Raw genomic sequence first — 25,470 nt, forward strand, 5'->3', positions numbered from 1 at the left:
ATGAATTAAGATAATCAAGTGACTAGTAACATTGTCATAAGCGATATGAAAAGAATAATGATAATTACGCTGCTAAGTCTGATGACGATGGTGGCGTATGGCCAGGAGAAAAAAATCTGGGATGAAAGTGCTCAGGAAAAGAAGGATCGATTAGAGTGGTGGGTAAATGACCGTTTTGGCTTGTTTATTCATTGGGGGACCTATTCGCTGGCTGCTCGCCACGAGAAGGTGATGAAGAACGAAAAGATGTCGGACAAGCAATATAAGCGGTATTTTGACAATTTTAACCCTGACTTATATGAGCCAGCAGAATGGGCAAAAATGGCCAAAGAAGCAGGAATGAAATATGCGGTAATTACCACTAAGCATCATGAAGGATTCACGCTCTTTGATTCAGAATATACGGACTATAAGGTCACGAACACCCCTTATGGCAAGGATGCGCTAAGGGAGTGGGTGGATGCTTTCAGAGCTGAAGGCTTGAAAATAGGCTTTTATTACTCCATGATCGACTGGCATCATCCCGACTATACCATTGACCGGGTGCACCCACATGCACCGAAGAATGAGGCCGATTATGAGAAGTTGAATAAGGATAGAGATATGGAGGTCTATCGAGAGTATCTCAAAAATCAAGTCACCGAAATCCTCACTAATTATGGCAAGGTGGACATGTTATGGATGGATTTCTCCTTTCCTGGTGAGCATGGCAAGGGCCGTGAGGACTGGGGAGCAGTGGAGCTAATGAAGCTCATCCGTAAGTTGCAGCCGGGAATAATTGTCAATGATCGCCTAGATCTCAAAGAATATGAAGGGGGATGGGATTTCACCACTCCTGAGCAATTTAAAGTCAATGAATGGCCTACCTATAATGGTGAAAAAATCCCTTGGGAGACCTGCCAGACCTTCAGTGGCTCATGGGGCTATTACAGGGACGAAATGACCTGGAAAAGCAATAAGCAATTGCTCGTTTTGCTCATCGAGTCAGTGAGTAAAGGGGGTAATTTGCTACTGAATGTGGGACCTACCGGCAGGGGAACGATAGACTATAGAGCTGAAAACGTCCTCCAAGACATGGGCGAGTGGATGAAATATAATTCCAGAGCGATCTACGAATGCACGCAGGCTCCGGAGGAATTTGAAGTTCCTGACAATTCACTATTGACTTACAACCCTAAAACCAATAGGCTGTACATTCACTTATTGGACTATCCATTGCAGAATTTCACGCTTAAAGGCATGAAAGGAAAGATCAACTATGTGCAGTTTTTGCATGATGGATCAGAAATTAAAATCACCAAACCGCATGGCTTTGGGCCGGGAGCAGGTCAGGGCTTAGGTGAAAATGACCTGAACCTTTCTCTTCCTGTGACCAAGCCCAATGTGGAAATCCCAGTGATCGAGATTATCTTGAATTAAGATTAATAAGCCAAGATTTTCCCCGCCAACAGGTGGGAAACTATAGTGCTCTAATAGGTGTTGTTTTTTTCCTGGCCCATAAAAATCAGGAGCTGGCAAAAGGCCCATTTTTCATCCCTGAAAAATGGGCCTTTATAGCTTCGTTGATTTGATTAATTCCGAGCAATTTAGTAGGGTAATTGGGATGCAGGAGGAATCGGCACTTTGTTTTCCTTTCTCCAACTGCTAAGTTTTGCAAGCAATTGTGCTGTTAACTCCGGGTTTTCGTCTGCTAGATTGTTTTCTTCCTTAAGATCCGTATCTAAATTATACAATTCTATTTCACCATCCAGTAAATACTGAATCAGTTTCCATTCCTCTACCCTGATGATGGAGCAAGGCGGGTTTTTATAGGTGCTGGCAATATGCCAATACAGTGCTCGGGGCTCCAATTCCTGGCGATCTAAGAGTGGTACTAAACTTTTACCATCTAAAATCCCATGATAATCCGTGACGCCAGCTAATTCCAAAAATGTAGGAAAATAGTCCATTCCACAAATGGGGACTTCTGAAGTTCCCGAGGCTATTTTCCCTGGCCAGTTGGCAAAAGCGGGCACGCGGATTCCTCCTTCATACACCGTTCCCTTGGCACCTCGAAGCGTGTTCGTATTACTTTGCAGGCCGTTGAATCCATTATCAGAAGTGAAGATTACCAGGGTATTTTCTCGTAAACCCTCCTTCTTCAAATAATCGATAATTCTTTGGACATTATCATCAATGGACTCGATCATGGTGGCGTATCCGGCGATTTCTTCCAGATTGACTGCTCCCTGACCCGTTATAGAATCTGGATACTTATTCCTATATTTCTCTAGCCATTTTTCACTCCTTGGTACGGTGGGACGATGCGGTGCATAATAGTGTAAATTGACAAAAAAGGGCTCGTCTTTATTTCTATCGATAAAACCAATGGCCTCGTCCGTCAGCCGGTCCGTCAGCCATTCATCCTCTTCCTTATCTTCTATAAATGGGTTCTTAAAAGGAGCTATATACCCACCACTTTCCGATTGGTAGCCTTCCGAATACCCCCTCGCAGGATCTCCCCACCAGGTGCCCCCAACATTCTCATGAAAGCCTCTTCCTGTAGGGTAATAAGCCATTAGCTCAGGAGTCTTGTGCTCCGCCAACCAGTCAAGATTGCCATTTGCGGGCTGTTTTAGGGGTGTTTTTAAGGGGAAATTTGTTTCTTCTGCCGGATTAGGGCCTACCAAATGCCATTTGCCAATATGAATCAGCCGATAACCTGCTTCCTGCAAAGGTTCTGCATACATGGGATGATCCTGACTTACGGTCCATCGGGAAAAGATATTATGCTTATCATCTCCTTTTTCCAGGACAGGAACATTATATATTCCAGTTCTAAAGGACTGCTGCCCCGTCAATAAAGCGGCCCTGGAGGGTGAGCAAGTAGGGTACATATAGGCATTGGTAAACACCAGACTTTCCTTGGCTAGCTTATCCAGATTAGGTGTTTCAAACCATTGGCTGCCCATAAATCCCACATCTTGCCATCCTAGGTCATCCGCCATGATAAAGATGATATTTGGTTTATCCTGCCCTTGCACGGCCGGCACAAAATAGATGGGAATAATAATCAGGCAAAATAAAAATCGCTTTAGCTGCATATGGGTAAATTTATAGATCATGAGGCTTAGTTTTTCTCTTGTATATTCTCAAATGGGGGGACTCTCTGATCGCTTCCAATAAGGTGGACATCTCCAAGCTCTGCCCTCACCCTTTCTGCCTCACGGAGTAGCTCTTCCATCACTTCAGGGTGTGCTGCTGAGATATCAGTCAATTCTCCCATATCATTATCCAAATTAAACAATATTGGTCTATCCAAGACCTCCAATCCCTTGCAGGATATATTTTTTAAGTTGGCACCACCAAAGGGCTTTACCTTGGCATTTTTTGACCAGAAAGGCTGGTCTTCGGAGGTTCTGGGGAGGTGAATCTTCCATTTTCCTTTTCTGATCGCCTGCAAGTTGGTACCATTATAATAATACAGGTATTCGTGAGGGGAATCCCCCTGCCCTGTCTTCAATAGGGGCATGATATCCTTGCCATCAATGATTCGATCCTCAGGAATCTCGGCTCCAGCTAGCGTAGCAATAGTGGGTAAGAGGTTCATAGAGGACAGTAGGGTATTATTTATACCACTTGGAATCTGCCCCTTCCATCGCATAATGGCAGGAATGCGGAAGCCCCCTTCCATAGTGGTGTACTTGCCGCCATTCAAAGGTCCCGCGGAGCCGCCAAAATGGCAAATAGCAGGCCCATTATCCGATAGGAATATGACCAAAGTTTCTTCGTCCAGGCCATTTTCGCTGATGGATTCCATTAATTGCCCAATATAATAATCCAGTTCCTGAACAAAATCCCCATATAAGCTTCCCTTGGAAGTCCCTATAAAGGCATCATTTGGCAAGATGGGTGAATGCACCGAATGATAGGCTAAATAAAGAAAGAAAGGGTTCTCCTTATTTTCCTCAATATACTCTATGGCCTTTTCGGTATAATCTCCAATTAACGACTCAAAGGCTACATTTTCTTTGACAATGGTGCGGTTTTCATATACATCATCCAAGGCAGGGTGGCTACTGAGCCAATTGGATTGCAGACCATAGAAATTTTGGAAACCATGATCGATGGGCTGCCCGCCCGGATTAAAACCTAGGTGCCACTTGCCGATAGCCATGGTAGCATACCCTTCCTTCAGCAGTATATCTGCAATAGTGATTTCATCTGGATGCAAGCCATAATCCTTGTGTTTTTCGATTTCTGCCTGAGCCACCGGATAGCCATTTCTCATCGGATAGCGCCCCGTAAGTAAAGCGGCGCGGGAGGGGCTACAGACCGAGGAAGCCACCTGAAAATCAGTAAACCTAATTCCTTCCTGAGCAAGCCTATCGATATGCGGGGTATTCACATCTTGTGCTCCATAGCAGCTCAGGTCACCATAACCCAAATCATCCGCAAAAAGGATGATAACATTTGGTCGATCCTGAGCGATCAGCCGCAGGCTGCTAAAGCATAATAGAAACAAGCATGCAAAATATATTTTCGCAAACATTGTCCGATTAATTCTCAATTCAAAATCCATTGTATCCGTCTTATCTTTTATTGATCTGCCAGAATTCTATCTTTGCGGTTTTAAGCCTATTTCTCCCAGGTATCTGTTCTGAAGGGATAGGCAGGTAATTCATTTGCATTGACCAAATTGACTTTGGGCTTGCCAGCAAAGGCATAGCGTACATATTTTGGCTGCTTGATTTTCGGGGAGGACAATACCACGCTTTCCCCTTCGATCCTGGAGGTCGCATATTCCCACAGTCCAGTCTCATCAGTAATCCAAAAACCGGATGGAGCTCCTCCATTGATGGTCTTAAGGCCTTTGGCATTATCAAAATTCACTATCAATTGTCCCTGCCGGACCTCCACCTCTTTCATCACTGGACCTGCGGCCATTATATCCATACCCAAAGTGAGATTAGCGGCCAAGAGGGCCCCTCTTTGGCCTATAGGGAGCTTATCTGTAGGGTGTATATTCTCTAGCTCACCCAAGTCAATGGTATTTATCACTGAAATACCGGGAAGATCCAGCGATTCCATTTGGGATTCACGCATCCAAGCCCAGGAGGGTTCTGAGGGATTTTCGGGATCCACGACTCCTTCGGTTCCCTTGCCAAACCCGGGTAGCATCACCACCATAAAATGCATGTCCTCTTTTTTCCATTCTTTACGGTATTCTGTGACCCATTGCTTAAGGATCCCTCCATACTCTTTTATCCCAGCCACCCGATGAAACCAGGTGTCAGCATCCACCTCAGGCATTCCTGCCATATACCGGGTATTTCGTTCTCCCTGATACCATACAAGGCCCCGACAGGCAAAGGGAATGAGAGGATGCATCATGCCATTATATAAAATATTGGGCTGGCGTCTTAAGAAGACATCCTCCTGCCCGGTCCAGCCATCTGGCCCATTTAGGATGTCCTGTATTTCGGCTTTCCGCACAGAATCCGCGTCAAATTCCTCCATGATGGTCTTGAAATGTGGCAGCTCTTTGGTCATCGCTCTAGGCATCCAGGCTTCTATGGACGAGCTGCCCCAGGAAGCATGGATAATTCCCACGGGTACATCACCGATGTCATTCAGAAAATAAGCAAAAGAAAAGGCCACGGCACTTTTGGGATGGGTGCTTTGCCATTGTCCGGAAACCTCCTCCTGCTCCTCCAAAGCCACAGTCCGCTTCACCTCAAAGCTTCGGATATCCCTGGCAAAGGGCACCAGTCCCCGCACTTCAGGGACCTGAGCTACACCAAATTGCATATTGGACTGTCCGGAACAGATCCATACTTCCCCGACTACCACATCGGAAATGGTTAGTTCAGTTTGGCCATTAATTTTCATCTCTCTTCCTACTTTGCTGGCCTTTAGGGGGTCCAGGCTCAGCTCCCACTTCCCATTTTGATCCGTGGTGGTGGACTTCTGCTGACCAGCAAAAGTCACAGTAACCTTCTCCATAGGTGAGGCCTCCCCCCAGACTGGCACAGGCATACCTTGTTGCAAGACCATATGATCACAAAACAGCGATGACAGCCTTAGATCCTGATCCAATGGCGTCGCACTACCTAAGCAGTGTAGGCTTAGAAGGAGTAAGAATATCATAAAGCACTTATTCATAATTGTATATTTTTCTGTTTCACATTTATACATTCATCATCACCAAAACGCTCGATTTTCCCGCGAAGCGGTAAAGCCAGGAAATAAAATATCAGCCCCGACCAATGGTGACCTATAACTCTATTTCCAGGGATTCATTGGCATGAAGGATCAGGGGTCGGAGCTTCTTAGTCCCCAGTCCCTCCAGGCTAAACTCCTTCAAAGCCAATTCCCCATAGAGGACTTTTAGGATAGCGGTATTCGTTTTGACTTCGCAGCTGCCCCAGCTATGGCCATTGCTCCAAAAGTACCTTCCGGGCTTAGCGGTGAAGGACATGGAACTGTCCACCGCGGAATAATGGAATCCAGATATGGCTAAAACGCCTCCCCAGGCCATCATGCTTCTGGCATAATGGTTACCGTATTCCGCCTCATTAAATGGATTTCTTTTTTTACCATCATAGCGTGCCCTTATATCGGTAATGGTTCTTAGCCCACTTTCCACTTGATTTTCGAATAGCATTTCCACCGCCGCAGTATGCTCAAATCCCGTCATGACTTCGGTGAAATAAGGGAAGGGCTGCTTGGGCCTTGCGCCGGGGTAGTGGGCCATTACCAGGGCTGATTCATTGCCGAAGGCATAAGAACGCATAAAATTAGGATGTTTCATTAAACTTTCCCGATAGTTATACTTCAAAATCGCTTCATTGGTCTTTTTAATATTTTCCTCTTTAGTCAAATAACCGAGATCCAGAATATGCGCCATCACCTGGCCCACCAGCTGGTCCACGAGGACCCCATCTCCCAATTGGTATTGGGGATCATCGGCCACCAGTCTTCTCTTGACCCGAATGAGGCCCTCAGCAATGCTATCTAAGGACATAGGCGGGACGATTTGCTGCACGTAATACTCTCCATTAAATAGTTTTTCATCCATATATGCAGCACCATTTTCAAATAATGAGCGACAGGTCTCCGCAAATTCATTTTCCCCTAAATAATTGGCCATCTCCTCCGAAGCTCGCAAAGCACCAAGGTACCAAAAACCCATTTGAGGATTTGGCCCATAGTATTCCACATCCATCGTATTATGTTGGCTGCCTTCCATGATGCCGTCTTTATCGGCATCCCATCCGTTTTTGATCCAGCAGAATTCCAGTGCTTTTTTCACCTTTGGCCAGTGCTTTCTTAAGAACTCATCCTCCCCGGAAAGCTGCCATTCCCGATAGAATTTCATGATACTCCCCATCTGTCCATCGGCGGCTGCCAATCCGAAGGTTTGGGCCCTGGTCTCCAAGGGCAGGTGAATACGGTAACTCATCAGGCCATTATCGTCCGTGGCATAGTCAAATTCCACTTCCCGCATATTTTGGGCTATCTCCCCAAATAAGAAAGGCGTCACCTGCTCATAATTCCAGACATGGGTGCAGGTCCCTGACCCACTGCCGCTATTATCCTTCGTCCCTTCCCATCCTAAATAATGGCCTTCTCGGGTTCTGAACATCAACTGCGTTCGCAAATGTGAAAGGTTAAATAATGCGGCCTCTTTGATAATAGGCGGTAAGTCACTTTCTATAAAAGCCTCTACAAATTTCTTTGACTGATTTTCCAATTCAGGAATTCTAGGCACTATTTGGATTGCCGCCTCCCAGGAATCCTCAAATTGCCCTGCGTAATAATTGCCTACATTTACCTCTTGCTTCTCCCATGCTGGGCGGTTGGGGAAGTTCCAGGTAATAAAAAACCGAATATCTTTCTCTTCGTAAGGAGCTAAAACCGTTTTTACAGCCAAGGTACCCATGGGGCTATCCTCACCAAAACCTTCACGATCCTCCAAAAGTCCATCATCCGTATAGTCGTCCCAATACTCCAAGGTACTGTTTCCCCACTCTCCAGGCGCCCAATGTGTCCTGTAAGATGTTTCTCCGTCACTATTAGTCAGTAAGCTGAAGGTCCCCCATTGCATACTCTCCCGATCCACAGCCTCTGAGGTATAGTGAATTCCTTTTAAGCCATTTTCCTCCTTATAGCTAATCTTATTTTTTGCCGCTTTACCGATCAGCCCATCATTCCCGATAAAATTGGGGATACTTCCAGCCAAAGAAATAGTCACCGGCTTGTTGGAAGTGTTTTTCAACTTATAACTCAAAATGGCTATCGGTAAACTGCTGTCCTCCACATTTGCAGGAATCAGTGGATTAAAGGCCCCAACGGTAACTTCTACGGGCAAAGCTTGATCTTTTAGGTGCACCTGACCAAAGGGGTAGGCGGTGGTGAAGGTGGCGTTTTCAAACCGTGGCAAGCCGTGATTAGGGCCTGTGGCGCCATAATACCCCTCACTGTAGCTTTCTGGTAATGGCCCCTCCATCAGTAGCGCCTGAGCTTCAGTCCCTTCCTGATGGATGTATATTGCAAAAAAAGGAGCCCGATTGATCACTTCCACCCCGCCCATCTGAGGATTATACCCCTTGGCAGGGCGGCTCATTATTTCCCAGTCCTGAAGCGCTCCATAGCCGCTAAGGGAGATGGTTCCCGTTCCTATCCCCCCAATGGGCATAGCGATATGCGATAAGTGCTCCTGATCGTAGGTTTTCAGCATTGGCCATTCCCCATTCCCGGTTTGAGCGTGGCTTTTGGCTATCAAAAACACGAAAAGTGCGAGGATTTTTATTGGTTTCATAGTAGCTTTCTCTGACCTTAAAATTTGATGATTACTGTTGCTGAAGATTGAATAGGTTTGCTATCAAGCTCTGCGGTGCCTTCTCCTACTAATGAAAAGCGCTCCAACACCAAACTCCCGGAAAGTACGGATAAGGAAGCTTCTCTATCCCTCACCTCGCAGGTGCCCCAGCTATAGCCATTGGACCAAAAATAGGTACCAGGCTTGGAGGTGAAGGTCATGGATTTTTCTACGGCGGAGTACTGGAATTTTGAGCTGGCCAATACCCCAGCCCAAGCGACCATGCTTCGGGCATAATGATGGCCCGCTTCCGCCTCATTGAAAGGGCTTCTCTTCCTGCCATCATATCGCTCCCTGATATTACGGATACACTTCAGTCCATTATCGATTTGGCCTTCCTGCAGCATCCCTATTGCCGCTGTATATTCAAAGCCCGTCATGACTTCTGTGAAATATGGGAAAGGTTTTTTTGGTCTTTCTCCAGGATAGGCCGCCATGACCAAGGCAGATTCATCTCCCAAAGCATAGGAGCGGTGGAAATTGGCGAAAGAACTCATCTCTTCCACATAGTTATATCTCATGATGGATTCCAATGTTTTCTTAATATGCTCCTCTTTGCCCAGGTATCCTAAGCCCACCACATGGGCAAACATCTGTCCTACTAGCTGATCCACCAATACGCCCTTGCCTAATTGGAAATCGGGTGAGCTAAAGTCGGTGGCCTCGGCGCCACTGGTAATCCCCATCAGTGCGGGGGCCACATGATCTGCAGACATGGGAGGCTGGATCTGCTGTTCATAATATTCTCCATTGAAAAGATTTTGATCCATCCATTCGGATCCCCTTTCAAACAGCTGATTACAAGTCGTGGCGAAAGCTTTATCGTCAAGGTATCTGGCCATTTCGGCCGATGCCTTCAAGGCTCCTAAGTACCAAAATCCCATCTGGGGATTGGGACCAAAATATTCCACATCCATGGTATTATGCTGGGAGCCTTCCATCACGCCATCCTTATTGGCATCCCAGCCTCCGGGGATCCAGCAAAACTCCAATGATCTCTTTACCATTGGCCAATGTGCTTTTAGGAATGTGTCGTCGCCCGAAAGCTGCCATTCCCGGTAAAATTTCATAATACTCCCCATCTGCCCATCCGCAGCAGCCTTCCCCCATAGCTTAGCGGAATCAAGAGGTAAGTAGGCCCTGAAACTCATGAGCCCAGTATCATCGGTGGCATAGCCATATTCCACGTCCCGCATCGTTTTGGCTAGTTCTCCAAAGAGAAAAGCGGTGGTCTGCTCATAGTTCCAGACATGGGTGCAGGAACCAAAACAAGACCCATAATCGTCAAAAAGCCCCTCCCATCCCAAAAGATGGCCACTCTCTATTCGGAAAGCCAATTGGGTGCGAAGGTGAGCCAGGTTAAACAAGGCCGATTCCTTTATTTCCGCTGGGATATCACTTTCTATTAGGGCATTTACAAACATCTTGGTCTTTTCCTCCAGCTCGGTCAGCCGGGGCAGGGTCTGCGTAATCACCTCCCAGGAATCATGGTATTGGGTAGCATAATAATTGCCCATGGTGGACTTGATCTCTTTTTGAAAGCCAGGCTTATCCCATGTTTGTCTATTGGGAAAATGCCAGCTGATCAGGAATCGAAAGTCTTTTTCCTCCCCAGCCTGTAAATTGGTTTTTACCGCTAATGAGCCTAAGGGAGCATTAGCTTCTTCATTGACACGCTTTTCTAATTCACCGTCCTCCGAGAAATCATCCCAATAATCCAACCTCTGTTTATCCCAACGACTTTCTAATTTCTCCCAGGAGGTACGATAGGTTGTAAGTCCTTCGTTTAGTGAAACAAAACTCATCGTCCCCCATTGCTCACTGGAAGGGTCCACCCCCTTTGAGGTATAATGGATACCTTTGACCTGCTTGTCTTCACGGTACTCATTTACATTATTTATTGCTGCGCCTCTTTTGCCATCGTATCCTATAAAATTCTGTATAGTTCCCGCAAGAGAGATCGTAATTTCCTTATCCGTAGTATTTTTGACGGTATACTCCAGCACCATCATCGGAATACTGCTATCATCTATATTGCCAGGAATAAGGGGGTTAAATGCCTTTACGATCACCTCTACAGGAAGCTGCTCGTCACTTAAAAACACCTGACCAAATGGATAGGCGGCTTTAAATGAGGCTTTGCCAAATCGAGGTAAACCATGCTGATTTGAGGTGGCTCCCCAGGCTCCCTCATAGTGGCCGGGGTCCGATGGGCCTTCCAATAATCGGCTTTGCTTTTGCCCATCAGCTTCTTCCATAAAAATCGCAAAAAAGGGTCCTTTTTGCTTTACCGGCCCTCTATTTTCCAGGGTCGGGTTGAAGCCTTTTGAGGGGCGGTTCATGATCTCCCAGTCCTCCAAAGAGCCCCTGCCCGTCAAGGAGATGGTTCCTGTGCCAATGCCGCCTACCGGCATGGCGATTTTCTGAATATGGTCTTGATCGTAGGTTTTCAGCACAGGCCAATCGCTCCCTATTTGTGCGCATAGGCTAAACACCTGTGCAAACATCATGAGGACGGTGCCTATCACCACTTTTGAGTAATTATTATCTGTTGAGTTTATATGAATTTTGGGCATGGTAATGTTTTGCTATATCTATTTCTTTCCTTCCAGCGTATTTCAATTAGACACTATTTATTAATCGTCAATATTTGCGGGTTTACCACGTGACCGGCTGGCCGGTTGTTTTTCTTTATATCTTCTTCAAATGCTAACATGGCCTTCTTCAACTGAGCCACAATTTCAGGCTGTTGTAAGGCGAGGTTTTCCTTTTCGGCACTATCCACTTTCAAATTATAAAGTGCTTCTTCTCCTTTTATGATTCTAAGTTTCCAATCCTTCCACCTTACCGCTTCCAAAGTCCCCCAGTGAGAGTAAAAAAAATATTCATGTGGACTTTTAGCTCCTTCGGTAAGAACGGGTAAAATATCCTTCCCATCAATTATTCGATCTTCGGGCAATTTGGCTCCAATCAGCTTAGCAAAGGTTGGCAATATATCCATGGTGGTAAGCAGCTCATCATTTTCACTTCCTGCCTGGATCCCATTGGGCCAGCGAATGACCGTTGGCATTCGCATCCCCCCTTCCAAGGTTTGGCCTTTACGTCCCGACAAAGGACCAGTGGAGGCATATTTTGCCGCTGGGCCATTGTCACTTGTAAATATCACTATGGTATTTTCATCGATGCCCTGTTCCTTTAGCGCAGTAAGGATTTCACCCACGGACCAGTCTATTTCATAAATGGCCGTGGAGTATATATTGTCCGCCGCATTCTTCCCGGTAGCCAATACCTGTGCGTATTCCTCTTTAATCTCTGCTGAAGCAGCCACTGGGGCATGTGGAATAGGATGAGGCACATATAAGAAGAAACTCTCCTCTTTATGGTCTTCTATAAATTTCACAGCACGCTCCGTGATCCTTCGAGTCAGGTAATTATCATCAGGATCAAGTTCGACCACATTCTCCCCTTCAAGAAGGGGAAGTGGAGGGAATTGGAAATATTTTTGACGAGGATGCCGTGGTGTGATGTCATGGCTGTAGGGCAAACCGAAGAATTCTTCGAATCCCTGTCTGGTGGGCAAAAATTCTAATTGATCCCCCAAATGCCACTTTCCAAAAATACCAGTACGGTAACCGACAGAACGGGCTATTTCGGCAATGGTAATTTCATCAGGGTTTAGGCCGTTGCCATCTGCTGCTAAGCATACCGGAAACCGTTTTTTGCCAGAAATATTAGGTACCTCTTTATATAAACTAGAGGCAGGCTCCATACCTATACGTCTGGGGTAGGACCCTGTCATAAGAGCGGCACGGGAAGGGGTACATAATGGTGCCGCCACATAAAAACTAGTTAGACGGGCTCCTTCTGCCGCCATCTGGTCGATATTGGGAGTATATACATGGGCACCTCCATAGCAGCTAAGGTCCCCATACCCCTGATCATCGGTAAAAATAATAACCAAATTAGGGCGGCTATGGCCAGTCCTAGTCGGAGATTCTTCCTGGGCTAGGCTCGTATTTACGCTGACAAGGAGCACAAAAAATGCTAATTTAATATCCTTTAATAGTTTTAAATAGGTCATAACTTCTGTGTTGCTTGTTATTTTACATCTGCTGCTTCTTCTGAATACACCTCCCAGCTCAGTATATGGGCTTCTCTAAACCTAAAAAGAATCCCATGGCTGATACGCCATGAGATTCTGCTTTTGATGCTCATTTGGAATAAATGAGGAGGTATTTTTCTTAATTCATAAGAGGAACAGAAACACTATAATAAGAATAAGGAGCTAAGGTAACCAGCCATTTGGTAGAACTTATCCGCTGGCTCATGGTATTGGTGGTGAGCAGCTCTATATTATTAGCATCCCAGGTTTTTTCATCGAAATCAGCATTGCTATAATATCCACCGCCTATATTTATTTCAATGGTTTTGGTGACGTTGGATGAGTTAATGATATGGGATTGTGCTATATCCTGCCCAGCAAAAGAGACGACCATCACATCCTCATCCGAGCTGCTTGAGCCAATTTTGAGTTTATTTTCGGAGGTGTTTACCAAATGCTTAAAGCCACTAAATTTATAGGGTTGTATCCCTCCATTAAAATACACAAACCTATTGGTGGTCTGGTAGAATATAATCTGATCAGCCCCAGCCTGAATTGCAGGGAAGATATTCGCCAGACCATCTATGAGGTTATTAATATTATCTCCCGTCTTATATCGGGTGGCCTCAGAATACCATACAGGGTTTGAGGAGGCGCTCACCAAATTCCCCCAGGTACTAATCCATTGGCTTTTGGGGATGCTTCCATCGTCATAAAAATGAGATCCTGTAATATCTAATAAAGGCTCCAAATCCGCCTGCACAGTGATTGCAGTTTGTAAGCCCCAGGTTTCTATCCCCACTTTTTTGGTAGTGCCCAAGTTATTCATTTGATTAAATACCTTCTGATAATCTGAAATTCCTGCAGGGTCTTCATTAAAGGGGCCAAAATAATCCAACTGATGATTATTATCAGTGAGCATCTGAATGAAATCATCCAATCTTTTGGCATAAGCGGTGAGGTTTAGCGAGTAGATATTATAACTGCAGCATCCTTTCATTGATGAGGGGAATTTATCCGCTCCGTGCAGGTTATTATTTTGATCTCCGTCTCCATTAGCCACACTCGCAAAGAATTTGACATTCGGATTAGCGGTCTTGGAGGCATCCATTATTGTGATAAGCTTATCATAAAATGGGTCCGTAGCCTCACGCATGGCATACACGGGGATTCGCAGAAGGTTTAGGTTCATTTCGGAAAACATCCTGTTGGCTACCTGCTGGACGTTGCCATCGGCCCATCCTTTCATGGTCAATTTAGCATCTGCTCCATAGAGTACCTCCTGGTAGGTTTGGGAAGGGTCAATGGAGATGCTGGCATCCACCGTCACCGATACATGTGGAGTCACTTCATCATCTTCGGCTGAGCTTAATTCTAAGCTGCTGCAGCTCATCATCAGTGAAGCCGTCAACACAGACATAATGGATAGAGACCTGGGTCTCATAAAAAAACTTAATGATTTCATGGTTATGGATTTAGGTTATTATTAATGATGACCAAAATCTACCAGTTATATCACGCTTTCATTATGAAATATCATTCAAAATAAGGTGTTTTTTATTCATAGATAAAATAAAGCTCTTTAGACCGCTTTTCAGTACATTATTAACCAAGAAGTCTTACTTCAATAATATAGATCCTATGCAAAATCCTGATTTTCTTAAAATATTATCCCCCCTTTTCCTCCTAATATTCCAAAATCAAAATTCAAAAATTCTCTTATTTCCTTCTTAGATATCCCTTTTCTGGCTTAGCTTCTATACTAACTCCTCTCCTAAAATCAGTGGGCGTCTGTATATATTTTCTATTTATAAGGGGTGAAAAATTATTGATTTGACCTAATAGCTAGGCGAAGGAACAAAAAAAGCCCTTGGCAGGAATTCCTGCCAAGGGCTAAGCTACATATAAGATTGTAGGCTTATTTCAATACCTTTTGAATCTGTTTCTGCTCAAAATCCGCATCAAAGTCAGGGTTAAGTTCCACCGGGACCGGTGCCTGGTGAGAGGATCTCCAGTCTTCCAGCTTCTGCAATAATTCCTGCACCTTCTCCGGCTGCTGCTCCGCAAGATTATTAGTCTCTCCGAGGTCCTCCCTGAGATTATACAGTTCGAGTCCCCCATCTTCAAAATACTGATGTAGCTTCCAGTCGCCGGAGCGAATCACAGATCCTGGCCGAGTCCTAAATAAGGGGTCTCTGGCCTCATCTACCTTGGGCTTATAGGCTTCCAGATAGATTGGGAAATGGAAGAAAATATCTCTATGGCCTTGGTTTTCTCCGTCCAGCACCGCCGTTAGATCTTGTCCATCCAGTGCCACATCGGCCGCCAATTCACCTTCAATGAGGTGTTTCAGGGTAGGGAAAAAGTCCATTTGGCTGACAGGATCTTCCACCAGTCTATGGATATATTTACCTTTTTGGCTGATGAGCAAGGGAACGCGGATACCGCCCTCATAATAGCTGCCTTTGCCGGCTCTCAGTGGATCCTGATAGCTGGTGGCGCGAATTCCCCCATTATCTGAGGTGAAGATAATAAGGGTATTCTCTGCCAGTCCGAGTTCCTCCAGATGCTGAAGTAATCGCCCCACATTATGATCCATATTATAGATCATTGCGGCATAGGTGGCATTATTGCGGCCTGGTTTTCCTTCTTTATTGGCAAATCTCGCCAGGTCCTCCTCCTTGGCCATCAATGGGCTGTGCACTGTATAAAACGGCAGGTAAAGGAAGAAAGGCGCGGATTTGTTCTCATCGACAAACTTCATGGCCTCATTGGTCAGGCGGTCGGTTAGGAACTCACCCTCGGTGGTGGATTCGATATTATCCACCTTATAAGGACTGAAATACCCTCCTTTACCGGGATTTCCCTGAGGGCCTCCCGCCACATTCACATCAAAGCCATTTTTTGTCGGATCCGGGGAGACATGCCATTTGCCGAAGGTTCCGGTTTTATAGCCGTTATCCTTAAATAGACGGCCTAGAGTAGCCATCCCTTCAGGGATAAATTTCTCATTATGAGAGGGGATCAATCTCCTCGTTTTGGAATTTCCACGGTCTGCTGGATGCACGGTATAGACCCCGTGTGTCATTCCATAGCGCCCAGTAAGCATATTTGCCCGGCTGGGAGCACAGTTGGCGGCACCAGCATAAGCCTGGTTAAAAACCACAGACCGGCTAGCCAGCTTATCGATATTTGGGGTTTCATAGAATGTCGCCCCCATATACCCTAGATCATTCCAGCCTAAGTCATCGACATTGATCAAAATAACATTCAGCTTCTCTTCCGCCACCTCCTGCTTGCTCTGTGTTCCGGCACAGCTGTAATAGGCTAGGCTTAGCGCAAGAAGGAAATAGCTTGAAATTTTACTTTTCATAATAATAATTGCTGATAAGTGAGTTGATAGGCCTAGGGTTATTCGTCATTTCTTCCTGCTTAAGGAAGGTACCAAGTTCACCATTTTCTTTCAGCAATCTAATAGTAAAAGCATAAAAATGATCATGAGGCTGAATTCTATATTCTGTATGAGGCAAATCCCTCCAGCTATTATCACCGCCCACTCCCATCTGCATATAATCGAGGTTGAGGAATATTCGGTCTTTTCGCTTCATATCCACCGTATGCCTGATGTCCATTTTCTTCTGTTGGCTATACGAATCCCGGTCATAGAATGAGGCATTCCAGGATAGATGTGGCAGGCCAAGGACCAGCATCCCTTTACCCTGCTGATTCGTCATTTTTAGTGCCCGGGTCTCTGTCCTATAGCCGTTTTCCTGAGGTCTCACATAAGCGAATAATAATTCATCCACTGTCGATTGATAGCTTCCAATGAAAGCGGAAGTTTTCCTGTCAATATAATTCTCATAAGGCCCTCTTCCGTACCATTCCACTTGGTCATATTGTTTCATTAACTGCATCTGCATGCCCAAGCGAGGTAATTCAGGAATCTTAATATGAGGAGCGACAAGGAAGGCATTTTCCACTAAGATTTCTCCAGCACTATTGATAGTATAGCTGGTATTGAAGCGTGATTCCACTTCGGGAATGAGGTTAAATACCCGCAGCTGGTAGGCCGTTTCGGAGAGTTTTTCTACCTCCACGCGCTCCACGACTTTCTTGCTGCCGGCCTCTTTCCAGACTCCTTCTCTCTTCACCATGCCATTTCCAAAATCATTATCCACTGGCGACCTCCAGAAGTCAGGCCGCAGCCCAGTGGCTATCAGTTCGGAACCCTCGATCTGTATTGAGGTCAACTCTCCCATAGACCGGTCAAACTCCACTTGGAAATCTTCCCCCGAAAAGGTCAGGATTTCTCCGGATTGGCGGAATACCAAGCTTCCTGCAGTCTGCGACTTATCGGCTTGTGAAGGGATAATGGGATAGAGAAACTGTTCTTTGCCAAGGACATGCCCTGCCTCTGACCAGTCGGTCTCCTCTGGGGAAACCAAATAGGTATTCAGTATATATTCTCTGCCCGGAATCTGCTGAAAGTCCAATGGTAAAGTAAGCAATTCTCTCACCTGAGGCGCCATATTCATGGCCATCTCACCGCTGAGGATAGCAGTACCATTTTCCATTACTTCCCACTTCAGCACTTCCTTATCATAGCTTTTGAAGAAATTCTCATTCATCACGGCAAAATGCCCTTGCTGAAGATCAAATTCTTCCAATTTAAAGTTTTGATAAACCTTCTTCAGCTCATGGGCATGAGGGTTTAGCTCTCGATCGGCACTTATCAGGCCATTGATACAGAAATTATTATCATTCCGCAGGGTATCCGAACCAAAATCACCTCCAAAGGCGAAGTATTGTTCTCCTGCTTCGGTTTCCTTATAGAAAGCCTGATCCACCCAGTCCCAGACAAATCCTCCCTGGAGGGCAGGATAAAGCTCTATCAGGTCCCAATAATCCTGAAAATTCCCTAAGCTATTCCCCATAGCGTGGGCATATTCACATTGGATGAGGGGACGGTAAATATTGGCTTGGATGGCATAGTTTTTCATCAGCTCCATGGAGATATACATGGGCGCAAAAATATCCGTATGCGGCTTTAGGTTGGCTTGTTCAAACTGCACCGGGCGGCTGTCGATAGCTTTGAGCCAGTCATAGGCCTTGATAAAATTCATTCCATCTCCCGCCTCATTACCCAGAGACCAGATGATCACTGAGGGATGATTCTTATCTCTATGGTACATTCTTTCCACACGGTCCAGATGCGCCAGTTCCCATTCGGGATCATTGGAGATATGAGCCTCATGGTCATATTCGCGTTGCTTTGCCGCTCCCATCGCATGGGACTCGATATTGGCTTCATCCACCACAAACAAGCCATACTGGTCGCAGAGGGCATACCAATAGGGGTCATTGGGGTAGTGCGCTGTCCTTACCGCATTGATATTCAGCTGCTTCATAAGCTTCACATCCTGCTCCATCACTTCTTTGGAGATATAGTGGCCGGTATTTGGGTCATGCTCATGGCGGTTGACGCCTTTCACGAGGATGGCTTCACCGTTTACCAGCAATTGAGCATTTTTTATTTCTACCGTTCGGAATCCTACCTTCTGGTTGATCACCTGAAGAAGCTCCCCTTGGGCATCATATTGCTCCACCAGCACCTGGTATAGATAGGGGGTTTCGGAAGACCATTTCTTCACCTGATCGATACTTGCCGACAGGCTTAGTGCTTGCTCTTTATTTTTTGAAAGCTTATAATCCAAGGTCCATGGCTCGCCCACAAGCTTAGATCGCGCGTCGAGAAGTCTGACTTTTAGGCTTCCTTTATCGGTGGAGCCGGTGTTTTTCATTAGGATGTCCATGGAGAATTCTCCTTGAACATAGTCCTTATCCAGTCCTGCATGGATCGTAAAATCGGCAATATGCGCTTTGGGGCTGCTGTATAGGAATACGTCTCTTTCTATGCCGCTGAGTCGCCAAAAATCCTGACCTTCCAGATAGGAGCCATCCGAAAAGCGAAATACCTGAAGGGCAAGGTCATTTTCGCCTTCCACCAGATAGTCGGTAATATCCCATTCGGCAGGGGTTTTAGAACCTTGCGAATAGCCTACTTTCTGGCCATTGATCCATAGGTAGAAAGCAGATTTTACGGCTCCAAAATGGATCAGGACTCTATTGCCATCCCAGTTTGTAGGAAGGGTAAATTTTCGTTTATAGGATCCTACAGGATTCCAGTCCTGAGGGATATGTGGGGGTGCCGGTTTGCGGGTAAACTCATAGGGATGGTTCAGGTAAATAGGCACATCAAAGCCCTGCATTTCGGTATTTCCTGGAACTTCGATTTTATCCCAATCCTCCAGGCTATAATCGGTCTCAAAGAAACCTTTGGGGCTCTGATCAGGATTGAGTGCCCATTTATAGTCCCAGCTGCCATTGAGGCTCATGATCAGGGAGCTGGATTCGCTATTCCCTTCCATGGCCTTCTCCACTCCATCATAAGGAAGATAGAAAGCATGGGGAGCCACTTTATTGCTCCCCACCATTGCCGGATTTTCGTAATCTTTTGCTTGAGTTTGGGCAGAGATCTCCCCTGCCTTTATTCCAAAAAGGAATAAAAGTAAATAATAATATCTGTTCATGAGAGGAGTTGCTTTATTTGACTAAAAATAGATCTTTATCTTCCTCGCCCTCGTTTTTGAACAGAGGGAAAATAGGGTTAGTAGTATGGCTGGATTGAATTAAATTCTCCAATTCCTGCACCATTTCAGGGTGCTGATCAGCCACATTATTGGTTTCTCCCGGATCGTTTTTGAGGTTATAGAGTTCCAAAGGAGCATTTTTATTGTCTCTCACCTTCAATTTCACTCCTTTCCAGTCTCCTTTACGCACGGCTTGCTTGCCACCTTGCTCCACAAACTCCCAATAAAGGAAATCATGCTGAGGCTGGGTGGACTCACCCAAAAGCGTAGGAAGGAAAGATACCCCATCTACGGATGGAAGGTTTTCATAATCGATGATATCAGCCAATGTAGGCAGCAAATCCCAGAATGCTGATACATGGTCGGTCTGAGCACCTGCCTTGATCTTCCCTGGCCACTTCACCATAAAGGCTGTACGGATACCGCCATCATAGAGATCTCTTTTATAGCCTCTGAAGCCATTATTGGAGTCAAAGAAATCGGGGTCGTTTCCTCCTTCGCGGTGAGGGCCATTATCAGAGGCAAACATGATGATTGTATTTTCCGCCAGGCCATTCTCCTCCAGCTTCGCCATGATCTCACCTACATATCGATCGATGGTCTCCACCATGGTGGCATAGGTAGCGCGAGGATATTCCTGAGACTGGTACATGCCGATGACCAGGTCATCACCATAGTCGGCTCCGGTTTTTCCAATATACGGCTTCTCGCTGCCGTATCTTTTTCGGTATTTATTGACGGTGGCCGTGTCTGGCGTGGCTAGCTCAGCATGAGGAGCCACCAGCGGTACATACATAAAAAACGGCTTGTCTTTATTTTCATCAATGAATGCCAGGGTTTTCTCATGGATCACATCCTGAGCATAGGTTTGTTTATGCTGCCAGCCATTGCCATCAAGGATGACCTTCTTGTCATTTTCCCATAGGTAATCAGGGTAATATCGGTGGGCTTGACGTTGGCAATTATACCCATAGAAATAATCCATCCCTTGGTTTAGAGGATCTCCAGTGGTTCCCACAAAACCAAGTCCCCACTTCCCAAAGGTACCTGTGATATAGCCTGCATCCTGCATCATTTTGCCGATGGTAAACACCGAATCAGGCATCGCTTGCTGTCCCTCAGGCTGATATTCTTTATTTCCCCGAATAGGGGTATGCCCTGTATGCAATCCCGTCAGCAAAGCCGATCGAGAAGGAGCGCATACCGTGCTCCCGGTATAATGATTCAGAAATTTGATCCCTGACTTGGCCATAGCGTCCAAGTTTGGTGTCTCAATTTTATCCTGTCCATAGGCGCCTATATCAGCATAGCCCATATCATCGGCCAGGATATAAATTATATTGGGTTTCTTTACCTCTTCTGCTGTCTCTGTTTTGGTCTCTCCGCCGCAAGAGGCTAGAAACAGCCCAGCGGAAATCGCCAAGACAATTTGAGTAGCACTATTTTTCCAAGAATATTTCATGGTAGGTTTTAAATTAAATTGTTAATCAATCAAAACTAATAGTTCATTGCTTAGCGCATTCTTAATATCCATTCAATTACTATGAAATATCATTTAAACATAAAACGTCGCTAATAATCAACCAGTTAGCTCATAAAAACATGCAGAATTATAGGTCAAAAACAAATTTTCAATAGCTCTATAAGCCCTTTATGTATGGCTTATCCATTATTTAGAGGCTTATTTCTGGTGAATTTCCGCCTATCAATTGAGACTATTACTTTCTTCGGCACCCAAAAACTCCTTTTGAAAGGTGCTGGGGGATTTGCCATATTGCTTTTTAAAGCATACTCCGAAATAGCTCAGGTCATTAAACCCTGTCATATAAGCGACCTCGGAAATATTAATTTCTTTCTCTTCCAGAAGCTGAGCCGCACGGCGCAGCCTTATATTTTTGATAAATTCGTTAGGGGTAATGTCCAGGATTCCCTTGATCTTACGGTAAAACATGGAGTTGCTCATGCCCAAATCTTCACAAAGTAACTTCACCGAAAACTCTGTTTCGGAAATATTATTTTCCACAATCTCCTTGGCCTTCATCAGGAATTCCTCATCGATGGAAGAGTTTACGATTTTCTTAGGTTCCAGAAAAGCCCCGGTATTGAAGTCGGCATGTACTTTTTCACGGCTTTTCAGCAAGGCTTCCAGTCGGTATATAAGTACCTCAAAGTTAATCGGTTTGGTGAGATAAGAATCTGCTCCTGCCTCATATCCGATCAGTCGATCCTGGTCTTCGGTTCTGGCGGTGACAATCACAAATGGGATATGACTGGTATTGACATCCGATTTGATCTTTTTGCAAAGCTCAAAACCGTCCATCTCCGGCACCATCAAATCCGATACGATCAGGTCTATATCGTTATTATTCGCCAATTCTAGCGCTTCTGTACCAGTCTGAGCCGTGATCACCTTATAATAAAGACTCAAATAAGTCTCCATCAGCACCAGGAAGTCCGGGTTATCCTCCACCAATAGGAGTTTCTTACCAGAGTATTTGATATCCGTGAAGGGGTTCAGCTGCTTCCTGCTCCTCCGCTCAATGGACTCGATTTCTTCCTCCTCCGGAAAGCTTATCTGGGTAGAAGGTATGAGGGAATTGTCTGTGGTGGAAAGAGGTATTGTCAACTCAAAGGAGGTGCCCTCCCCTTCCACACTATCCACCATAATCTGGCCTCCCTGGAGGGCGATCAGGTGCTGGGTGAGCGCCAGGCCGATCCCCAGGCCATCTTCAAAATGATTGATGGCAGAAAGCCTATAAAATCGGTTGAAGATCTTGTCCAGGTGTTCCTTAGGAATCCCCCTGCCCGTATCGGTCACCTTTATATACAATGACCTGGCCCCACCGGCCTCCTGTTGAATTGCCTCCAGGTTTACCAAGCCACCCTTTGGGGTGTATTTTATAGCATTTGAGAGCAGGTTGTTTAAGCACATCTCCAGTTTTTCCCGGTCCATCTTACCGGAAATATTCTCCTGCACAGCATAGTCCAGGCGTACGCCCTTATCTGCGGCCACCACCTGGTAGTTTTCTAATATCTCCTCCAAGAGGTGGTTGAAGGAAAAATCCTGCAGGTTGAGGATCATATTCCCTGTCTCAGCCTTCCTGAAATGCAGCATTTGCTTAATATGCTCATGGAGTTTATTGACATTGCTATTCAATATCCGCACTTCTTTTTCTGACTCTTTGGAGGCACTGAAGCGCCATTTTTGAGCAATGATCATCAGCACTGATAGCGGAGTCAGCAGTTCATGACTTAGGTTAGTAAAAAACTGCAGTTTGAATTGATTTAATTTTTCGGATTTTGATCGTTCCACAGACTGGATTCGTAAATCCTCCTTGGCCCTGGCTTGTCTCCTGTACATCACAAAAATCACGTATAAAATCCCCAATAGGATGATCGAATATATCAAATAAGCCCACCAGGTCAGATAGGGAGCCGTCTGTACATAGATGGGTAAAGTCGTGTGTTGCAAAGCCCATTTCCCTCGGGCATTGGTAGATTTTACCATAAAAGAATAGTCGCCAGGCTTCAGGTTTACATAGGTGGCGGTTCGGTTATTGGAGGACACATAATTCCATTCATCATCCAGACCGTCCATCTTATAGGCATAATAGAGGTCATCGGGATTTCTCAGATCGAGGGCCGCAAAGGAAATAGTGATGGCATTATCGTTGTATTTGACCACAAAGGGCTTATCCTCGGTGAACTGATCCACATTATATATTTCCCGATCCTCACTGCCAATGCTTATTAAATTTACCTTGGGCTCAGAATGGTCAAAGACCAGATTCCGGGTGTTTAGCACATTGAAGCCATTATGGCCGCCCACATAAATCCTATTGTCATTCTTGTACAGCGCCCCTTTGATGAAGACATTGCCTTGCAAGCCCTCATCAGAAGAGAGAATGTTTAAGCCCTCTTCCTCCTCTCCAATATCCAGAGCGACCACGCCTCTATTGGATAAGGCCAGCAGCCGGTTCCTGTCTCTTACCATCGAGGAGATCTTAAGGTTTCGGATTTCTGACAGGTAGCTTCCTATATAGCGGTCAGATTCACCAATTTGGTAGCGCTGAATGCCATTTTCACCCCCCACCCATAGCTGGTCGCCCGTCGTATAGATGGAATGCACCATATTATTATGGCCATACATGGAGATTTTGGTGAAGGTAAGCTCGCCCTCCTCATAGATGCTGAGGCTGGATTTAAGGATCTCGCCATTGGACATACCTAAATATAATATCCCCCGCTCATCGATATCAAAATCGATAGGCCTGGATCTGGGAGCGTCCTCATCCATTTGTGTAATGGCAATATTATGAACCGCGAAATCGTCAAACTTGCTTCCATCGCCCTGAACAATATGATAAAGGTTCCCTTCAGAGATCAGCCAAAGGTTGTTATTGGTATCAAGAGACAGCTTTTCGATGGTGCGCAGCGAATAGGCATCATGGTCAAAGTCATTGCTTATGCTATAATAATCTTTGGTTTTGGGGTCATACTTGATCAGTCCACGATAGCGAGTGCCTAGCCACATCACGCCTTTACGATCCCAGATGAAGCTTTTTACGGTATTGATATTCAATTCTTCCAGCGGTTTATATTCCGGGAAATTGGTAAAATGATGAAACACTTGTCGCTTCAGGTCATATACGCCAAATCCCAAACTCTGTACGCCCACCAGGAGTCGATTTTGAGGATCCATCGTAAAGCTATTGATGGATTGGCTCTTTTTCAGCGAGTCCACAGGGGTGATGAGGTAGGTGGTATAATTCTGATCTATGATCTTAATTTTATTGATCCCTCCACCCTGTGTTGCCAGCCACATGATGCCGGTATGATCCCTAAATACACCTCTGACCTCGTTATTATTGAGGGAGTTCTTTTTAGGGGCTGAGCTATAGTTATTGAAGCTTTTATTGGCGCTTCCCCAGTTTTGAAGGACGCTCACCCCGTAGGGAGTGCCGATCCATATGGCGCCATTTTTATCCTCATTGATATCATAAATGATATTGCCGATCAGGCTATTCGTCGTTTTTTCTTCCCTACCAAACCAGTCAAGGATAATCGGTTCCCTGGCATCATTGATATCGAGGACATAGAGGCCATCATCCCAGGTGCCCACCCATAGGTTATTTTTTTTATCAATATGAAGGGCAAATAATGTATTGTACTTGCTGGGATTAGGGCCCCGGTCAAAGAACTTCATTACTTTATACACTCCCGCTTGCTGGTCCACCAAGCCCAATCCCTGTCCCCAGGTGGCTACCCAGATATTCCCCTCGGCATCGATGACGAGATCGCGTACATTTGGCCGGACGGTCTTGCCATTATATTCACCAAGAAACCGCTGAAACTGCTGGGAGGTGGGATCATAGGAAAACACCCCTGCAACACCGCCAAACCATATTTTACCGGATTTGTCACGGCTTAAACTTGCAAAACCCTGCTTTAAAGAATATCCGGCTCCCTGGGGTTGAATGAGGAATTCAGCTTTATTATTGACCTTATCAAAGGACAGCATGCCAGCAGAAGTCGCAAACCAAACCTTATTGTCATCCCCCTCCACTGCGTCGAAAAATTTGATTTGAGAAAGGCTATTATCATGGATAATATTGTCAAAACTGAGGATATCATAGCCATCATACCTGAACAGGCCCTCATTGGTTCCTATCCAGATATAGCCCTCCTGATCCTGATAGGAGAAGTTACACTCATCCGTATCCAAGCCCTGCTCAGCAGAGATATAGCTGTATTCGAGCATATACCTCTCCTTAGGCACGAATGAAAAAAGGAGTGGAATAAAAATTAAACCTAACGCTATTCGTTTAATCTTTTGGAAGGCAATCATTTAAGGC

12 protein-coding genes are annotated in these 25,470 nt (G+C 45.4%); 1 reads left to right on the forward strand and 11 read right to left on the reverse strand.

Going from position 1 to position 25,470, the window contains the following annotated elements:
- The first annotated feature begins 45 nt into the window (after positions 1 to 45).
- Entirely contained in the window at positions 46 to 1,419 is a 1,374-nt protein-coding gene (locus B050_RS0116490) for an alpha-L-fucosidase (RefSeq protein ID WP_044202780.1), read from the forward strand.
- A gap of 167 nt (positions 1,420 to 1,586) precedes the next feature.
- Here B050_RS0116490 and B050_RS0116495 read toward each other — a convergent pair whose 3' ends face one another.
- The 11 genes from B050_RS0116495 to B050_RS0116550 form a co-directional block, all read right to left on the reverse strand.
- Positions 1,587 to 3,104, reverse strand: coding sequence for a sulfatase (locus tag B050_RS0116495; protein WP_018475055.1), 1,518 nt, complete (start codon positions 3,102 to 3,104; stop codon positions 1,587 to 1,589).
- Positions 3,105 to 3,109: 5 nt separating this feature from the next.
- Complete coding sequence (locus B050_RS0116500; protein ID WP_018475056.1) at positions 3,110 to 4,531, reverse strand: sulfatase family protein; 1,422 nt, start codon at positions 4,529 to 4,531, stop codon at positions 3,110 to 3,112.
- Positions 4,532 to 4,617: 86 nt separating this feature from the next.
- Complete coding sequence (locus B050_RS0116505; protein WP_205745004.1) at positions 4,618 to 6,144, reverse strand: sialate O-acetylesterase; 1,527 nt, start codon at positions 6,142 to 6,144, stop codon at positions 4,618 to 4,620.
- Positions 6,145 to 6,256: 112 nt separating this feature from the next.
- The gene (locus B050_RS0116510; protein ID WP_018475058.1) at positions 6,257 to 8,803 is read right to left on the reverse strand and encodes a GH116 family glycosyl-hydrolase; all 2,547 of its coding nucleotides are present in this window, start codon (positions 8,801 to 8,803) and stop codon (positions 6,257 to 6,259) included.
- 17 nt (positions 8,804 to 8,820) lie between these two features.
- Positions 8,821 to 11,439 (reverse strand): GH116 family glycosyl-hydrolase, encoded by a 2,619-nt coding sequence (locus B050_RS0116515; protein WP_018475059.1) that lies wholly within the window; start codon positions 11,437 to 11,439, stop codon positions 8,821 to 8,823.
- Between the two features lie 53 nt (positions 11,440 to 11,492).
- Entirely contained in the window at positions 11,493 to 12,944 is a 1,452-nt protein-coding gene (locus tag B050_RS0116520) for a sulfatase family protein (protein WP_018475060.1), read from the reverse strand.
- A 160-nt stretch (positions 12,945 to 13,104) separates the two neighbouring features.
- Complete coding sequence (locus B050_RS0116530; RefSeq protein WP_157492851.1) at positions 13,105 to 14,430, reverse strand: glycoside hydrolase; 1,326 nt, start codon at positions 14,428 to 14,430, stop codon at positions 13,105 to 13,107.
- Between the two features lie 453 nt (positions 14,431 to 14,883).
- Positions 14,884 to 16,338, reverse strand: coding sequence for a sulfatase (locus B050_RS0116535; protein WP_018475063.1), 1,455 nt, complete (start codon positions 16,336 to 16,338; stop codon positions 14,884 to 14,886).
- A complete protein-coding gene (locus tag B050_RS22585) occupies positions 16,328 to 19,555 on the reverse strand; it encodes a glycoside hydrolase family 2 TIM barrel-domain containing protein (protein WP_018475064.1) in 3,228 nt (1,075 codons plus the stop codon). The genes B050_RS0116535 and B050_RS22585 overlap by 11 nt, the downstream gene beginning before the upstream one ends.
- A 13-nt stretch (positions 19,556 to 19,568) precedes the next feature.
- Positions 19,569 to 21,077 carry an arylsulfatase gene (locus tag B050_RS0116545; RefSeq protein WP_018475065.1) on the reverse strand — a complete coding sequence of 503 codons (1,509 nt, stop codon included), beginning with the start codon at positions 21,075 to 21,077 and terminating at the stop codon, positions 19,569 to 19,571.
- A 243-nt stretch (positions 21,078 to 21,320) separates the two neighbouring features.
- Positions 21,321 to 25,376 (reverse strand): hybrid sensor histidine kinase/response regulator transcription factor, encoded by a 4,056-nt coding sequence (locus B050_RS0116550; protein ID WP_018475066.1) that lies wholly within the window; start codon positions 25,374 to 25,376, stop codon positions 21,321 to 21,323.
- Between the last annotated feature and the right edge of the window lie 94 nt (positions 25,377 to 25,470).

The organism is Echinicola pacifica DSM 19836 (assembly GCF_000373245.1).
In the GTDB taxonomy this organism is placed as follows: Bacteria; Bacteroidota; Bacteroidia; order Cytophagales; family Cyclobacteriaceae; genus Echinicola; species Echinicola pacifica.

Coding starts and splice junctions, on each gene's coding strand:
- B050_RS0116545 (WP_018475065.1), bottom strand. CDS start 21,077: ATGAAATATTCTTGGAAAAATAGTGCTACTCAAATTGTCTTGGCGATT.
- B050_RS0116510 (WP_018475058.1), bottom strand. CDS start 8,803: ATGAAACCAATAAAAATCCTCGCACTTTTCGTGTTTTTGATAGCCAAA.
- B050_RS0116490 (WP_044202780.1), top strand. CDS start 46: ATGAAAAGAATAATGATAATTACGCTGCTAAGTCTGATGACGATGGTG.
- B050_RS22585 (WP_018475064.1), bottom strand. CDS start 19,555: ATGAACAGATATTATTATTTACTTTTATTCCTTTTTGGAATAAAGGCA.
- B050_RS0116505 (WP_205745004.1), bottom strand. CDS start 6,144: ATGAATAAGTGCTTTATGATATTCTTACTCCTTCTAAGCCTACACTGC.
- B050_RS0116530 (WP_157492851.1), bottom strand. CDS start 14,430: ATGAAATCATTAAGTTTTTTTATGAGACCCAGGTCTCTATCCATTATG.
- B050_RS0116495 (WP_018475055.1), bottom strand. CDS start 3,104: ATGATCTATAAATTTACCCATATGCAGCTAAAGCGATTTTTATTTTGC.
- B050_RS0116500 (WP_018475056.1), bottom strand. CDS start 4,531: ATGTTTGCGAAAATATATTTTGCATGCTTGTTTCTATTATGCTTTAGC.
- B050_RS0116520 (WP_018475060.1), bottom strand. CDS start 12,944: ATGACCTATTTAAAACTATTAAAGGATATTAAATTAGCATTTTTTGTG.
- B050_RS0116550 (WP_018475066.1), bottom strand. CDS start 25,376: ATGCTCGAATACAGCTATATCTCTGCTGAGCAGGGCTTGGATACGGAT.
- B050_RS0116515 (WP_018475059.1), bottom strand. CDS start 11,439: ATGCCCAAAATTCATATAAACTCAACAGATAATAATTACTCAAAAGTG.
- B050_RS0116535 (WP_018475063.1), bottom strand. CDS start 16,338: ATGAAAAGTAAAATTTCAAGCTATTTCCTTCTTGCGCTAAGCCTAGCC.